Origin of the sequence: Micromonospora sp. NPDC050276, from assembly GCF_044459545.1 — a bacterium.
GTDB lineage: Bacteria > Actinomycetota > Actinomycetes > Mycobacteriales > Micromonosporaceae > Micromonospora.
Genome location: NZ_JBITJA010000004.1, coordinates 36,545 through 50,399, shown reverse-complemented (window position 1 = coordinate 50,399; position 13,855 = coordinate 36,545). Strand labels below are relative to the sequence as shown.

The window sequence follows — 13,855 nt, the reverse complement described above, 5'->3', positions numbered from 1 at the left end:
TCCGCCCACCCGCCGACCCGCGGGAGGAACGCCGGACGGGCTCGCTGGCCGCCCGGGACCCCGACTCCACCCCGAGAGGGAGGCGGGACACCTCGGGGTATGCCCCTGGACGTACCCGGAATCACTCCCGGGAGCGGCGAAAGTGTCGGTGGTGGCGGCTAGATTTTGGGGCATGGAAGAGCGCAGCGACCGGCTCGACGTGCAGGTCAGCGTGGGTGACCGGATGGTCCTCATGCGGGTGGCCGGCGAGGTCGACATCGCCACGGTGGCCGAGTTCCGGTCCGCGCTGTGGTCCGCGCCGGCTCGCCCGCTGCTCCACCTGGAGCTGTCCGAGTTGCGGCTGCTCTCCGCCGCCGGCGTCCGGGCGCTGCTCGCCGCGCACCTGCGGGTGCGGGCCTGCGGTGGCGAGCTGGTCCTGGTCGACCCGAGCCCGGTGGTGGCGCGGGTGCTGCGGGTCAGCGGGCTGCATCGCGTGATGACGATCCTGGAGCCGACCGCGGCGATCGAGGCCGCACGTCGCCCGGTGGCCGCGACCGCGCATCTGCAACTGGCCGCCTGACCTCGTCGCGGGGTGCGGGCCGACCGCGCCAGTCGGGCGCGGGGCGGGGCCGCCGGCGTGGACCGGCGACCCCCCGACGATCGGTCAGCGCACGCCGAGCAGGTCGACGACGAAGACCAGCGTCTCGCCCGGCTTGATGACGCCGCCGGCGCCGCGGTCGCCGTACCCCAGGTGCGGCGGGATGGTCAGACGGCGACGGCCGCCGACCCGCATGCCGGCGACGCCCTGGTCCCAGCCGGCGATGACCTGACCGCCGCCGAGCGGGAAGTCGAACGCCTGGCCCCGGTTCCAGGACGAGTCGAATTCGGCGCCGGTCGAGTGCGACACGCCGACGTAGTGCACGCTGACCAGCTGGCCCGGCTCGGCCTGCGGGCCGTCGCCCACGGTGATGTCCTCGATCACGAGGTCGGCCGGCGGTGCACCCTCGATCGGACCAACCTCGGGCTTACCCGATTGGGCGCCTGCTGCCTGGTTCATGCGGGGATCTCCTGCCGTGTTGGGTGATGTGTCCGGTCACCCTCGATCCTGCCGGATCACCCCTCGCCGATGTCCGGCGGACCCGCCACCTGCGCGGTTGCCCCCCACGTTGCGCCTGAACCCGCCGGGCCTGGCGCTCCGGGCCCCAGCCGTGGGACGACGCCGGGGCGGGCGTCACCGGTTGCCGGTGACGCCCGCCCAGGGGGTGCGCTGTGGCTCAACGGAGCCAGGGCAGCCGCCGGACGATCGGCAGCGTCGCCCATGCCCGACCGAGGCCCCAGGTGTCGCCGGCGTTGACCAGCGCCAGGACCGCCAGCACCGCGGCGTAGATGAGGTGGTCGTCCATGAAGGGGTTGTTCTCCGGAGGCAGGACGGCGGTCCACATCAGGACCAGCAGCAGCCCACCGGCCACGACGGCGACCCGCATGCCGATGCCGAGCAGCAGGGCGACACCGATCCCGGCCAGGCCCGCCATGAAGAGCCAGTCCGCCCAGGCGGCGCCGGCGATCCCGGTGTAGAGGTCCTTGAACGGGCCGGTCACGCCGAAGGTCAGGAATCCCTTGGTGGGGCTGCCCCCGTTGATCCAGGCGTTCTTCGACTCGGTGGCCATTCCGAGGCCGAACATCTTGTCGACGAAGGCCCAGAGGAAGATCCAGCCGAGCGCCAGCCGGGTGCCGGCCAGGATGTACCGGACGGCCCGCTGGTGAGCGGTCCCGGTCGTCGCAGCGGTGGTGTCGGCGGTGACCCGCTCGATCGTCGCGGTCATGGTCTCCACGTCCCTTCTCAGCTTCGCACCGCGCTTCCCGGTGGCAACTCCAGTGGACGCCCACGGCCTTCTCGCCGGCAGGGCCGACAGACCGCAACGTCCCGGGACGTTGGACCCCCTCGGGTCCGGTCCGGCGGCCCTGACGACGGTCGACGCCCGCTCGGAGCGTCCGAGATGGACCGCGAGAGGGAGGTCGTGATGAGGACCTGGCAGGTGGGTGACGTGATGACCCGGGAGGTCGAGACCGTGGTGGCCGAGACCCCGTACCGGGACGTGGTCGACGTGCTGTTGCGCCGCGGAGCCTGCGGCCGCCGACGCCCGCTACCACGGCGACCGGTCACCGCCCGGGTGGTCGACCGGCGGGTGGCCACGCTGCCGCTGGTGGCGCTCAGGGGTGGCCGGGCTCGATGCGGGCGGTCACGTCGAGGTGGGCGGGCTGGCAGTCGGTTGTCGCCGCGAACCGGCGGACCGCGCCGCGCACGTGCTCGCGTACGCCGGCGGTTGGCGCGTCGGCGGTGAGGTCCACCCGGATCCACAGGTCGGGGTGGGGTGGCGCGCCGGTGAGCACCACGCGGGCTCGGCGGACGCCAGGGTTGCCGGTCAGGTCGCGCACCAGCGCGTCGGCGAGCACGTCAGCGGCCAGCCGGGTCCGGCCTGGCCGGTGGCCGGGGTGGCTCAGGGTGCCGCGCAGCATGCCGCCGGGCCCCCGCAGCTCCCGGGCCAGCAGGCGCTGCCCGGCCAGGGCGACCAGCGCCCCGGCGACCGCTGTGGCCAGGGTGCTCCACGGCGCGGCCAGCCGCCACCGGTCCACGAGGTCGGCGCTGAGCAGCACCGCCGCCGGGTCGACGCCGGGCAGCCTGCCGAGGCCGGCCGCCAGCGTCGCCGCGCTGCCGGCCACCAGCAGCAGCGCGATGATGGTCCACAGCAGGCGGTGCCCGGCGTTGCTCACGCCGGTCTCCGCCGGGGCAGCAGCCGGACGTCGATCCGGCCGGGGCGGGGCGCGGTGAGGCGGTGCAGCTCCTGGTGCACCGCGAACTCGATCTCCGCTCGCGTCGCCGGGTCGCCGGTCGCGCGAACCCGGGGCCGCCACTGGCCGCCGCGCCGTCGGACCCGGACCCGCGCGTGGCGCACGCCCGGAACCGCGCTGGCGGCGTCCGCGAGCCGCCGCTCCACGCAGCGCCGGTGCAGGTACCAGCCGTCGTGCTCGTCGGTGCGCAGCCGGACCGGTGCCCAGCGGCGCAGTTGGGCGACGAGGATGGCCAGGCCCAGCAGCAGCGCCCCGCCGGCCACCGCCCGGACCGTCGGGTCGCGCCACCGGGTGCCGCCCAGCGCGTCGAACCAGCCGGCGGTGTCGAGCGGCGTCCGGCGGTGCAGGGTGAGCAGCAGTGCCTGGACGGCCGCCACCGCGCCGCCGATGAGCAGGGCGGTGGCCAGCAGCAACGAGGCGACGCGGTTGGCGCTGCGCATGTCAGCCGTCCTCGGGTGCGACGGTGAGGACTCCGGACACGTCCACGCCGGGGACGAGCAGGTCGTCCACGGTGACGGTCACCACCGCCACCTTGAGCCCGGTCTGAGCGGCCACCCGCTCGGCGACCACGGCCCGGACCGTCTCGGCGATCGTCGGCACGCTGTGCCCGTACCAGGTGATCAGGTGCAGGTCGAGTCCGACGGACCGGTCGTCCAGGCGGACCGCCGCCGGGCGGACGACGGACACGCCCGGCACGAGGCTGGCCGCCTGGACCGCGACCCGTGCGACGTCCGCCGCTTCGGCCGGGTGGGGCTGCGCACCGGCCGCCCCGGCGGCCAGGCCGGCGTCGGAGTTCGTCCCCGTGGACGGGCGGGTGGTCATCGGCGTCGCCGAGCGTCGGCACGGCGGTCGCCGAGGCCGGTCACCGCGAGGTCACCGTCGAGCACCCGAACGACCAGCCAGCCGAGCAGGCCGGCGAGCACGGCGAGGGCGGCCACGCCGACGCCGGCGAGTGCCCAGACCGCCACGGCGAGGAACCCGGCGAGGAAGCCGAACTGCTGTCGCGACATGGTCACCTCCGGGCCGGTTCGGTACCAGCGGTCGCTGGATACACCCGGCGGCCAACCCTGGAACGTCGGCGCTGCTGTGATCTGGATCACATCAGAAGTCGGTCGGCCATGATCGACCACCTAGACTCGGCCCGGCTCGACCAACCGGCGGATGGATCAGGCAGATGACGAGCATCGGGAGCGACGACCGCGGCTGGCTGCGGACGGTGCCCGCCGAGGCGGGGCGGGACGCGCTGCTCAGTCGCGCCGGCCACCGGGTCTTTCCGGCCCGCCGGCTCAGTGACCTGGTCCAAGGTCGCCCGCCCGGTGTCACCGGCAGCCAGTGGACCTCGGCGAGCCGCGCCAGCTTCGACTTCGTGGTCTGTGCCGCCGACACCGGCCGGCCGGTCGTCGCCGTGGAGATCGGCCCGGTGCCGGCCGCCGGCTCGGCCGAGCAGCGCGTGGAGCGCCTCAAGGACGCGGTGAGTGCGGCCGTCGGCCTGCCCGTGCTGCGCATCGGTTCGCCGACGCTGCGGGCCGCCGAGCACGGTCGCCGTCTCGTGGAGTACGTGATCGACGCGCGCGCCTACGCCGCCGGCGGCACCGGGGTGAGCGCCGCCGCCGACGAGCCGATGCCGGTGGGCTTCCGGGACATCCTGGGTCGGCTGCCGGACGGCCGTACCGGGCCGGTCAACGACCTCGGCGCGCTGACCCGTACGGCGGCCGTCGAGGCGTACGTGGCCGGGCAGGTGGCCGACCCGATCGTGCGAGGGCTGCACGTCCGCTGGGCGGACGGGCCGGCACAGGGGTGGAGCTGGGTGCAGGTACGCCCCGACGCGTGCCTCATCGAGCGGGTCTCGGTGACCGAACACCGCTTCTCGTGCGGCATCGACGCGGCTCGGCTGGCCGAGGATCTGGCCACCGTCGCGGTGGGCGAGCGGCTGCGGGAGAAGGCGCCGGCGGATCTGCTGCCGCGCACCGAGTTGACCGCCCAGATCGTCGCGCTGAGTCAGCGCCGCAACGAACTTGTCGGCGGGTTCGCCTTCGACCACCTCTGCGCCGACTGATCGGCGCCCGTTTCTCCTGCTGATCCCTGCCGCGCACCGGCCCGGTGTCGGGTCGCGGCAATTTCCTGTGCGCCGGTTGAACCTTCCCGGGCACCGGCCCGTACTCCTGCGCGAATGAACAGGATCTCCCCATCCGCGTCCACCGGGCGCGGGAGACGGTGCGGAAAGGGCATCGTCGGCCATCGACGCATTACCGGGTCGGTCACGGTGCGTTGCCGCCGTGGCACGCCAACTCACATCCGTCGGTCCGCCGAGGGCAGAAATCCACTACCGGATCGAGAAGGAGAGCAATTCGATGCGCAGGTCCACTCGGGCGCGCCGGCCTTCCGGCAACGCGCGGAGCAAGCGTCTGCTGGCGGTTGTCGGCACGCTCGCGGTCTTCGGCGGAGTTGTCGCCGTGACTCAGATTTCGTCGGCCCAGGACCGGCGGACAAATAAGCCACGTCCGGCTGCGGGGCAGTGCGTGGAGCCGAGCCCTGGCGCGACCGCGCCGACCGGTGGCGGCTCGACCACTCGGACCTGGCAGGACGGTCGGTGGGTGCGTAATCACTGGGGTGACGGACAGCAGTCGGTCCCCGAGTGCGAGGACGGCAAGGACGGCACGGTGGGCACCGGCACGGCCGTTGCCTGTCCGGATGTGGCGAGCAAACTGCCCCAGGTGCCGGACCGGGCGCGGGCCGAGGTGGACCGCAACCTCGCCCAGTTGCAGACCCAGATCGCCGAGGCCGACCGCCGGCTGGCCGCCGAGGGCAACAAGGGTGAGGCGTTCATCCGCAGCGCGATCCTTCAGCCGCTGGCCGCCAAGAGGCGCGCCGTGCTGGATCGGATCACCACCGCCATTGACCGGGCCGGACCCCGGCCGCAGGGTCTCGCGCAGCTCGCCGAGTGCCAGGTGCAGCCGACTGGTAACACGGGCGGCAACAACGGTGGCGGCAGCACTCCCACCAGCACTCCCACCAGCAACCCCGGCGGGAACAACGGTGGCGGCACTGGGCCCGGCGCCGGCCTCGGCGTGCTCGCCAACGACTGCGAGGAGAGCCGGCTCCAGCCGCACGACGGTTTCCAGAACGGCAACCGCTGCGTGAGCACCGAGTTCGGCGAGGTCGGCGCGGCGGCCAACAACCCGTCGCTGCTGATCACCCAGTTCCCCGAGCAGGTCGGCCAGAACCAGCCCTTCACCCTGCGGGTCAGCACCCGCAACCTGGTGCGGGACCGCTTCCTGGCCGCCGGCCAGGGTGGCTACTACGTGGAGAGTTCCCTGCTCAACGACCAGGGCCTGGTCCGCGGTCACTTCCACACCGCCTGCCGGATGCTGGACAGTCTGACTGCTCCGCCGGAGCCGCAGGAGGTGCCCGCGTTCTTCGTGGCGACCGAGGACGGCCGCGGTGGCGCCCAGCCCGACGAGGTGACCATCCAGATTCCGGGCCTGCCGGAGTCGGGTACCGCGCAGTGCTCCGTCTGGGCCGGTGACGGCTCACATCGCCTGCCGATGATGGAACGGGCCAACCAGACCCCCGCCTTCGACTCGGTGCGCATCGACGTCAACTGACCGACGGAGCAACGGCGGCCGGGCACCCTGGGGCGACAACCCGGGATGCCCGGCCGCCGCGCTGTCCGGGTGCCCGGACACACGACGGGGCCCCGCCGGGAACGGCGGGGCCCCGTCGTCGAGTCGTGGTTCAGCGGTTCTTGTACGCCTCGACGACCTCAACCGGGATCCGGCCCCGCTCGGAAATCTTGTAGCCGTTCTTGACGGCCCATTCCCGGATGGCTCGGTTCTGCTCCCGATCCATTCCCGCGCCGGTGGGTCGCCCCGGACGCCGGACTGCGCGGGAACTCTCCACCGGACCGCGCCCGATCCGCCGGCCCGCATTGATGTACGGATCGAGTGCCTTGCGCAGGACGCCCGCATTCTCGTCGGAGACATCGATCGTGTAGGCCACGCCGTCGAGACTGAACTCGACCGTCCGGTCGGCCTTCCCACCGTCGAGGTCGTCGGTCAGGACCGTGATTACTTTTCTCGCCATTGCCGATTACTCCCTGTGTGCGGCGGGATGTGTCCAAAGTCTGACCTATCACCCCGGTAATCCGCAACAATATGCCTTCCATTCATTCGGCGCGTCGCGATTCCGTTACCGAGCAAAACCGGGGAATCGGCACGATGTCGGGGCCTCATTGCCCGAGGATGCCGCTGTGGCCGGCGATGGCGGCCGCCTCGGCTCTGCTGGAGACTCGCAACTTGCGCAGCAACGCGGCGGTCATCCGTTTCACCGTTCGCTCGGAGACGTGCAGTTCTTCGGCGATGTCGATGGTGTTGCGGCCGGCGGCGATCGCCCGCAGCAGCCGCCGTTCCTCGGCGTCCAGGTCGACGGGCGTGGCGCGTGCGGGCCGCAGCATGACGCGCAGCAGTTCGGCTGGCAGCACCGCCCAGCCGTCGAGGATGGCCAGCAGCGGGGGCAGCAGCTCCTCCGGTTCGCTGGTCTTGGGCAGGAACCCCTCGGCGCCGGCGCGCAGCGCCTCCACCGCCGGCGCGGGGTCGGCGGAACCGGACATCGCGACCACCCGTACCCGAGGGGTGGTCCGCCGGATCGCGGCCACGGCCCGGATGCCGCCGGGCGGCGGCATGTGCAGGTCGACCAGTGCCAGGTCGGGGCAGCAGTTGCTGACCAGCGCCGCCGCGGCGGCGGCGTCACCGGTCGAGGCGACCACCTCGGCGCGGCCGTTGGTGGTGATCGGGAGCAGCAACTCCAGGCCGCGGACGAAGAGGGGGTGATCGTCCACGACGACAAGTCGCAAGGTGGCGGCTCCCGGCATGTCTGGGCCGTTCCCCAGCGGGTACCGATCATGCGGGTTCGCACCGAACGAGAGGAGTCGGGTGGATGCGCGTACGGCACGGTCTGCGGGACCTGCTGCGAGGGTTGCGCCCCATCGAGCCGATATCCGGCGACCGGCGACCGGTGGCTGATTCGGAGTTGCTGCTGCGGGTGTTGTGCCACGAGTTCCGGACGCCGATCAGCACGCTGACCTCGCTGACCCGGGCGCTGGCCGACGAGCGTCGTGAGTTGACCAGCGAGGACCGGCGGGCAATCACTGAGCTGGCCCGTGACCAGGCCGCCCACCTGCAGAGCCTGCTGCGCGACGCGACAGCCGGCACCGGCGTGCTGACGCCGGCTCCGCAGCCGGAGCCGGCGGTCGCGCTGGCGGGCATCCTGCGGGAGGCCGCCGCGCTGGTGCCGGTCGGCCGTCGGCGGGCGCGGGCCACCCGGCGGGCGGCCTCCTGCCCGGTGCCGGCCGGACGAACTCGACAGGTGCTGGTCAACCTGGTGGAGAACGCGTTGCGGCACGGGCCACCGGACGGGCAGGTCGGGCTCTACGCCACAGTGCGCGGCCCCGGCCTGAGCATCCTGGTCACGGACGAGGGCCGGGTCGACGACGCGTTGCTGGTCGCGCTGCGGCGTCCGGTGCCGGCCGTCGGGATGTCCGGCCTGGGCCTGTGGATCGCGCGGCAGCTCGTCGCGACGGACGGGGGAGCGTTGCGGGCGCACCGGCTGCGCCCGCGCGGAGTGGCGCTGGAGGTGCTGCTGCCGATGGCTCGCCCGGTGCGTTGACCCGGGCGGGACACCGGTTGGCCCGCTCGGGTCACCGGCGCGGGAACGGCCTCGCTACCTGTTTCTGGTACCGAGGAGGTTAGATGTTCAGCCACGTCAAGGATCTGCAGTTCGAGGCCAAGCCGGACGGCCCGGACGCGGCGTTCGCCCGCCGGTTGCAGGAGGTGCTGGGCGGCAAGTGGGGCGAGATGACCGTCGCCAACCAGTATCTCTTCCAGGGTTGGAACTGCCGGCTGCCCGGCAAGTACAAGGATCTGTTGCTCGACGTCGGCACCGAGGAGATGGGCCACGTCGAGATGATCGTCACGATGATCACCCGGCTGTTGGACAATGCGCCGCTGTCGCTGACCGAGGGGATCGCGGAGGACCCCGGAGGCGCCGCGACCTACGCCGGCGAGAACCCGGCGCACTTCATCCACGGCGGTGGAGGTGCCCTGCCCGCCGACTCCAACGGTGTCCCGTGGAACGGCGCGTTCATCACCGCCAGCGGCAACCTGCTGGCCGATTTCCAGCTCAACGTCACCGCCGAGGCGCAGGGTCGGCTCCAGGTCGCCCGGTTGTTCCACATGACCGACGACCCGGGCGTCAAGCAGATGCTGCGCTTCCTGCTGGCCCGCGACACCATGCACCAGAACATGTGGCTGGCGGCGATCGAGCAGCTCAAAGAGGACGGGCTGGAGGACATGCCGGTGCCCGAGGCGTTCCCGGACTCGGGCGAGTTCACCGAGGAGTACGGCTACACCTACCTGGGCTTCTCCTCGGGCACCGACGCCGCCCAGGGGCGCTGGGCGTCCGGGCCCTCGCCGGACGGCAAGGGCGAGTTCCGGTACGACGACAACCCGCGGGCGAACGCGCCGGAGCCGGTGCTGCCCCCGGGTGATCCCCGCCTGTACGGCACCAACCCGGGGGTGGCCGGCTCGGTGGTGAACACGGTGAAGAGCAAGCTCACCTGAGGTGCCCGTCGGGTCGCCCGCGGGTCGGGCGACCCGACGGAACGGCCGGATGAGTGGCCTGGGTCACAGATCGGAACAAGGGGAACGCTTTGTTACTTGAGTGAGACACGCTCAACTCAACGCGAGGTGTTCGATGGCAACTCTTCCGGTACTTCCCCTGACCGACACCGTGCTGCTGCCCGGCATGGTCATCCCGGTGACCCTCGACCCCACCACCCAGGCCGCGATCGACGCGGCGCGCGCGACCGGCGACCGCAAACTGCTGGCCGTGCCGCGCATCGACGGCGAGTACGGCCCGGTGGGCGTGGTCGCCACCATCGAGAAGGTCGGCCGGCTGCCCGAGGGCGAGCCCGCCGCCGTCATCCGTGGCCTGTCCCGGGCCCGGATCGGCTCCGGCGTGCCCGGCCCCGGTGCCGCGCTCTGGGTCGAGGCGACCGAACTCGACGAACCCGCCTACGCCGGGCGGGCCCGGGAACTCGCCCGCGAGTACCGCGCCCTGGTGACCTCCGTGCTCCAGCAACGGGGCGCGTGGCAGGTCATCGACGCGGTGGAGCGGATGACCGACCTCTCCGAGTTGGCCGACTCGGCGGGTTACGCGCCCTGGCTGACCCTGGAGCAGAAGAACGAGCTGCTCGCCGCGCCGGACGTCACCGCCCGGCTGGAGCTGCTGGTCGGCTGGGTGAAGGACTACCTGGCCGAGCAGGAGGTCACCGAGCAGATCAACAGTGACGTCCGCGAGGGGCTGGAGAAGTCCCAGCGCGAGTTCCTGCTGCGTCAGCAGCTCGCCGCGATCCGCAAGGAGCTGGGCGAGGACGAGCCGGACGGCTCCGCCGACTACCGGTCCCGGGTCGAGTCCGCCGAGCTGCCGGAGAAGGTCCGCGAGGCGGCCATGCGCGAGGTCGGCAAGCTGGAGCGGGCCAGTGACGCCTCCCCGGAGGCGGGCTGGATCCGTACCTGGCTGGACACCGTGCTCGAAATGCCGTGGGGCACGCGTACCGAGGACAACACCGACCTGGCCGCGGCCCGGGCGGTGCTCGACGCCGACCACGCCGGCCTGGCCGACGTGAAGGACCGCATCCTGGAGTACCTGGCCGTGCGCAACCGGCGCGCCGAGCGCAACCTCGGTGTGGTCGGCGGTCGTGGCTCCGGCGCCGTGCTCGCCCTCGCCGGTCCTCCCGGAGTGGGCAAGACCAGCCTCGGCGAGTCCGTGGCGCGGGCGCTCGGGCGCAACTTCGTCCGGGTCTCGCTCGGTGGCGTCCGCGACGAGGCGGAGATCCGCGGGCACCGGCGCACCTACGTCGGTGCGCTGCCCGGTCGGATCGTCCGCGCGCTGCGCGAGGCCGGCTCGATGAACCCGGTCGTGCTCCTCGACGAGGTGGACAAGCTGGCCGCCGGCTACGCCGGTGACCCGGCCGCCGCCCTGTTGGAGGTGCTCGACCCGGCGCAGAACCACACTTTCCGGGATCACTACCTGGAGGTCGACCTCGACCTGTCCGACGTGCTCTTCCTGGCCACCGCCAACGTGGTGGAGTCCATCCCCGGCCCGCTGCTGGACCGGATGGAGCTGGTCACCCTGGACGGGTACACCGAGGACGAGAAGGTCGCCATCGCCCGCGACCACCTGCTGCCCCGGCAGCGGGAGCGGGCCGGGCTGACCGCCGACGAGGTCAGCGTCGCCGACGAGGCACTCGCGCTGATCGCGGGGGAGTACACCCGGGAGGCCGGAGTCCGGCAGCTCGAGCGGGCCCTGGCCAAGATCCTGCGCAAGGTGGCGGTGACGCTGGCGACCGACCCGACGCCGGTACGCGTCGGCACCGACAACCTCACCGGCTACCTGGGTCGACCGAAGTTCACTCCGGAATCGGCCGAGCGCACCGCCGTGCCCGGCGTGGCCACCGGCCTGGCCGTCACGGGTGCCGGAGGCGACGTGCTCTTCATCGAGGCGACCAGCATGGAGGGCGAGCCGGGGCTGACCCTGACCGGCCAGCTCGGCGACGTGATGAAGGAGTCGGCGCACATCGCCCTCTCCTACCTGCGCTCCAACGGGCGGCGGTTCGGCATCGACCCGAACGCCCTGGCGGGTCGCCGGATCCACGTCCACTTCCCGGCGGGGGCGGTGCCCAAGGACGGCCCGAGCGCCGGCATCACCATGGTCACGGCCCTGGCGTCGCTGGTCACTGGTCGCCCGGTCCGCCCGGAGTTCGGGATGACCGGTGAGGTGACGCTCTCCGGTCGGGTGCTGCCGATCGGCGGGGTGAAGCAGAAGCTGCTCGCCGCGCACCGGGCCGGCCTCACCGAGGTGATCATCCCGGCCCGCAACGAGCCCGACCTGGACGACCTACCGACCGAGGTGCGCGAGGCGCTGACCGTGCACACCCTGGCCGACGTGGCCGACGTGCTCGCCCTGGCGCTGCGCCCGGCCGACGTGAAGACGCTGGACGGTCCGGCGCTCTTCACAGTCTGACGCTCCGCCCATCCGGGCCCCCGCCGTCTTTCCGACGGCGGGGGCCTTTCGGTACGCGGGCAAGGGTCTACTGTCTCGCTTGCACCGTCAACCACCCTCTCCGCCGACAGACGGCTCCCTGGAGGAACCCCCGTGAACGTGGTGCTCTGGATCATCCAGATCCTGCTCGCCGCCGTCTTCGCCGGCGTTGGCCTGGCCAAGCTGACCCAGCCCAAGGAAAAATTGCGCGATGTGATGCGGTGGGTGGACCCGGTCCCGCCGTCGCAGGTCAAGGCGCTCGGCACGGTCGAAGCGCTGGCCGCCGCCGGGCTCGTGCTGCCCGGCCTCACCGGCATCGCCACCGTCCTCACCCCGCTCGCCGCCGTCGGCGTGGTCATCGTCATGGTCGGCGGCATCCTGGTGCACCTGCGCGACCGGAAGCAGCAGGCCAGCCCGGACGGGCGTCGCACCGAGCTTCAGGGCGCGATCCTCTGCGCGGTGCTGCTCGTCCTCGCCGCCGTGGTGGCGTGGGGCCGCTTCGGCCCGTACGCGCTCTGACCGGCGTCGACCGGCGGTCCTCGGCGGGTGCTTCCACCTGCCACGGCGCCTGGATCGGGCCGGCCCACGCGCGTCGTCAGCGGACAACGATGCACTGTAGAGTCTGGCCGCTGCTCGACCTGGCACCAACGGGGGAGAGGTATGGAACCGATCGTGAGCTCGCCGGGCGCGGTACCGCCGGCAGTGCCACAACGGTCAGATCCAGCAGGGCGTCGGTTGGGCCGGCGAGTCCTCTTCGCTGGGGGCGCGGGCGCCGCGGTGGCGACGACCGTGGCCACCCTGGCCGGTGCGGAAAAGGCGGGGGCGCCGCCCGTCGCGACCGTGCGAGAGGCTCCGCTCAACCTGCGGGACCCCCGGGTCGGCTGCCTGCTCGACGGCGGGGACGAGTCGGCCAAGGTCACCACCGCGTTGAGCATGCTGCCGGCGGGCGGCGGCGAGATCTTCCAACCGGTGGGCACCCTCGGTCTCGGCTCGGAGGTTCGGTTTCCGACGAGTGTGACCTGGACCGGTGAGAACATCGGCGGGGCGATCATCCAGCCGGCCCCGGGCTACACCGGCCGTCTGGTCTCCAGCGGTAAGTACAACCAGATCTCCAACGTGCACTTCTACGGCATGCGGACCTCCAACGTGCTGTTGACCGTCCGGGGCCCCCGGTCGACCTTCCACCACCTGCACTTCGGCAACTCGGGGACCCACGCCATCGAGTTCCTCGGCACCGACGCGGACACCAGCGCCCACGCCAACAAGATCACTGACATCAACGTCGAGGACTGCCTCGGCGTCGGCATCTTCGTGAACAAGGTGGCGTACGACAACGAGTTCCTCAACGTCTGGGTCGGTGAGTGCCAGACCGGGATTCGACTGCTGGACAGCGCCTGCTTCTTCGACAACCTGCACGTCTGGGGGTGTCGTGGCAACGGTGTCGAGCTGCGCGAAGTCGCCCACCGCACCATCTTCCAGAACGTCTACCTGGAGTCGAACGGCACGAGTGGCATCGGCAGCGGAGCGGACCTGCGGCAGGTCTGGGGGACGCAGTTCATCGGCGGCCGGCTGTGGCGTAACGCCTCCAACGGCATCGAGGTCTCGTCGTCCGGACGGACCAGGATCATGGGGCTCGACATTCACGACAACGGCGGAAACGGGATCGTCGGCCGGGACTCCGCCATGTGCCAGGTGATCGGCAACCAGTTCTACGACGATCAGACGCCCCGCCGCCAGGATCGACCGATCGTGACGGTCGGTAGCAGCGACAACTGGATCGTCAGCAACAACGTGATGCGCGCGTTCGACCACCGCTCCGGCGGCACGTCGCTGGTCGGCGCCCACAACGTGGTCAGCGGAAACATCGGCTAGCACCGGCGGGGCAACGCGACGTCACGGCTCCGTCGCCGCCTGGCGGGGCAGGGGC

Annotated in this window: 16 protein-coding genes; 8 read left to right on the top strand and 8 right to left on the bottom strand. The window is 72.2% G+C overall.

The genetic code is table 11. From position 1 onward, the window contains the following. The first annotated feature begins 172 nt into the window (after window positions 1-172). Window positions 173-559, top strand: a complete 387-nt coding sequence (locus ACIBF8_RS09150; protein WP_396781844.1) for an STAS domain-containing protein — start codon at window positions 173-175, stop codon at window positions 557-559. 84 nt (window positions 560-643) lie between these two features. Here ACIBF8_RS09150 and ACIBF8_RS09145 read toward each other — a convergent pair whose 3' ends face one another. The 6 genes from ACIBF8_RS09145 to ACIBF8_RS09120 all read right to left on the bottom strand — a co-directional run bounded on the left by ACIBF8_RS09145 (window position 644) and on the right by ACIBF8_RS09120 (window position 3,839). After that, a complete protein-coding gene (locus ACIBF8_RS09145; RefSeq protein WP_396781843.1) occupies window positions 644-1,036 on the bottom strand; it encodes an FKBP-type peptidyl-prolyl cis-trans isomerase in 393 nt (130 codons plus the stop codon). Window positions 1,037-1,253: 217 nt separating this feature from the next. After that, window positions 1,254-1,811, bottom strand: a complete 558-nt coding sequence (locus ACIBF8_RS09140; protein WP_396781841.1) for a hypothetical protein — start codon at window positions 1,809-1,811, stop codon at window positions 1,254-1,256. A 379-nt stretch (window positions 1,812-2,190) separates the two neighbouring features. Next, window positions 2,191-2,751 carry a hypothetical protein gene (locus tag ACIBF8_RS09135; RefSeq protein WP_396781839.1) on the bottom strand — a complete coding sequence of 187 codons (561 nt, stop codon included), beginning with the start codon at window positions 2,749-2,751 and terminating at the stop codon, window positions 2,191-2,193. Then, window positions 2,748-3,269: a DUF6286 domain-containing protein gene (locus ACIBF8_RS09130; protein WP_396781837.1), complete on the bottom strand. Its 522-nt coding sequence runs from the start codon at window positions 3,267-3,269 to the stop codon at window positions 2,748-2,750. The genes ACIBF8_RS09135 and ACIBF8_RS09130 overlap by 4 nt, the downstream gene beginning before the upstream one ends. Window position 3,270: 1 nt before the next feature. Continuing rightward, window positions 3,271-3,651, bottom strand: coding sequence for an Asp23/Gls24 family envelope stress response protein (locus tag ACIBF8_RS09125; protein ID WP_396781835.1), 381 nt, complete (start codon window positions 3,649-3,651; stop codon window positions 3,271-3,273). Beyond that, window positions 3,648-3,839: a hypothetical protein gene (locus tag ACIBF8_RS09120; RefSeq protein WP_146754562.1), complete on the bottom strand. Its 192-nt coding sequence runs from the start codon at window positions 3,837-3,839 to the stop codon at window positions 3,648-3,650. Before ACIBF8_RS09120 ends, ACIBF8_RS09125 begins: the two co-directional genes overlap by 4 nt. A 164-nt stretch (window positions 3,840-4,003) precedes the next feature. Between ACIBF8_RS09120 and ACIBF8_RS09115 the strand changes: the two genes are divergently transcribed. Next, window positions 4,004-4,885 carry a DUF2726 domain-containing protein gene (locus tag ACIBF8_RS09115; RefSeq protein WP_396781833.1) on the top strand — a complete coding sequence of 294 codons (882 nt, stop codon included), beginning with the start codon at window positions 4,004-4,006 and terminating at the stop codon, window positions 4,883-4,885. A gap of 295 nt (window positions 4,886-5,180) precedes the next feature. Further along, window positions 5,181-6,434, top strand: coding sequence for a hypothetical protein (locus ACIBF8_RS09110; RefSeq protein WP_396781832.1), 1,254 nt, complete (start codon window positions 5,181-5,183; stop codon window positions 6,432-6,434). 130 nt (window positions 6,435-6,564) lie between these two features. Here the strand turns inward: ACIBF8_RS09110 and ACIBF8_RS09105 are convergent, their stop codons facing one another. Both ACIBF8_RS09105 and ACIBF8_RS09100 read right to left on the bottom strand, forming a co-directional pair. Next, entirely contained in the window at window positions 6,565-6,912 is a 348-nt protein-coding gene (locus ACIBF8_RS09105) for an Lsr2 family protein (protein WP_396781830.1), read from the bottom strand. 145 nt (window positions 6,913-7,057) lie between these two features. Continuing rightward, window positions 7,058-7,666 carry a response regulator gene (locus tag ACIBF8_RS09100; protein ID WP_396781828.1) on the bottom strand — a complete coding sequence of 203 codons (609 nt, stop codon included), beginning with the start codon at window positions 7,664-7,666 and terminating at the stop codon, window positions 7,058-7,060. A gap of 98 nt (window positions 7,667-7,764) precedes the next feature. Between ACIBF8_RS09100 and ACIBF8_RS09095 the strand changes: the two genes are divergently transcribed. From ACIBF8_RS09095 to ACIBF8_RS09075, 5 genes are all read left to right on the top strand, one after another. After that, window positions 7,765-8,493: a sensor histidine kinase gene (locus ACIBF8_RS09095; protein ID WP_396781826.1), complete on the top strand. Its 729-nt coding sequence runs from the start codon at window positions 7,765-7,767 to the stop codon at window positions 8,491-8,493. 83 nt (window positions 8,494-8,576) lie between these two features. Continuing rightward, complete coding sequence (locus ACIBF8_RS09090) at window positions 8,577-9,446, top strand: manganese catalase family protein (RefSeq protein ID WP_350864169.1); 870 nt, start codon at window positions 8,577-8,579, stop codon at window positions 9,444-9,446. Between the two features lie 133 nt (window positions 9,447-9,579). Then, window positions 9,580-11,910 carry an endopeptidase La gene (lon, locus tag ACIBF8_RS09085; protein WP_396781825.1) on the top strand — a complete coding sequence of 777 codons (2,331 nt, stop codon included), beginning with the start codon at window positions 9,580-9,582 and terminating at the stop codon, window positions 11,908-11,910. Window positions 11,911-12,042: 132 nt separating this feature from the next. Further along, entirely contained in the window at window positions 12,043-12,447 is a 405-nt protein-coding gene (locus ACIBF8_RS09080) for a DoxX family protein (RefSeq protein ID WP_396781824.1), read from the top strand. Between the two features lie 258 nt (window positions 12,448-12,705). Beyond that, complete coding sequence (locus ACIBF8_RS09075; protein WP_396781823.1) at window positions 12,706-13,800, top strand: right-handed parallel beta-helix repeat-containing protein; 1,095 nt, start codon at window positions 12,706-12,708, stop codon at window positions 13,798-13,800. Window positions 13,801-13,855 lie beyond the last annotated feature (55 nt).

Bases quoted from the DNA above. Each gene is read 5' to 3' on its own strand.
- lon (WP_396781825.1), top strand. From the start codon at position 9,580: ATGGCAACTCTTCCGGTACTTCCCCTGACCGACACCGTGCTGCTGCCC.
- ACIBF8_RS09125 (WP_396781835.1), bottom strand. From the start codon at position 3,651: ATGACCACCCGCCCGTCCACGGGGACGAACTCCGACGCCGGCCTGGCC.
- ACIBF8_RS09145 (WP_396781843.1), bottom strand. From the start codon at position 1,036: ATGAACCAGGCAGCAGGCGCCCAATCGGGTAAGCCCGAGGTTGGTCCG.
- ACIBF8_RS09120 (WP_146754562.1), bottom strand. From the start codon at position 3,839: ATGTCGCGACAGCAGTTCGGCTTCCTCGCCGGGTTCCTCGCCGTGGCG.
- ACIBF8_RS09090 (WP_350864169.1), top strand. From the start codon at position 8,577: ATGTTCAGCCACGTCAAGGATCTGCAGTTCGAGGCCAAGCCGGACGGC.
- ACIBF8_RS09110 (WP_396781832.1), top strand. From the start codon at position 5,181: ATGCGCAGGTCCACTCGGGCGCGCCGGCCTTCCGGCAACGCGCGGAGC.
- ACIBF8_RS09130 (WP_396781837.1), bottom strand. From the start codon at position 3,269: ATGCGCAGCGCCAACCGCGTCGCCTCGTTGCTGCTGGCCACCGCCCTG.
- ACIBF8_RS09150 (WP_396781844.1), top strand. From the start codon at position 173: ATGGAAGAGCGCAGCGACCGGCTCGACGTGCAGGTCAGCGTGGGTGAC.
- ACIBF8_RS09105 (WP_396781830.1), bottom strand. From the start codon at position 6,912: ATGGCGAGAAAAGTAATCACGGTCCTGACCGACGACCTCGACGGTGGG.
- ACIBF8_RS09095 (WP_396781826.1), top strand. From the start codon at position 7,765: ATGCGCGTACGGCACGGTCTGCGGGACCTGCTGCGAGGGTTGCGCCCC.
- ACIBF8_RS09115 (WP_396781833.1), top strand. From the start codon at position 4,004: ATGACGAGCATCGGGAGCGACGACCGCGGCTGGCTGCGGACGGTGCCC.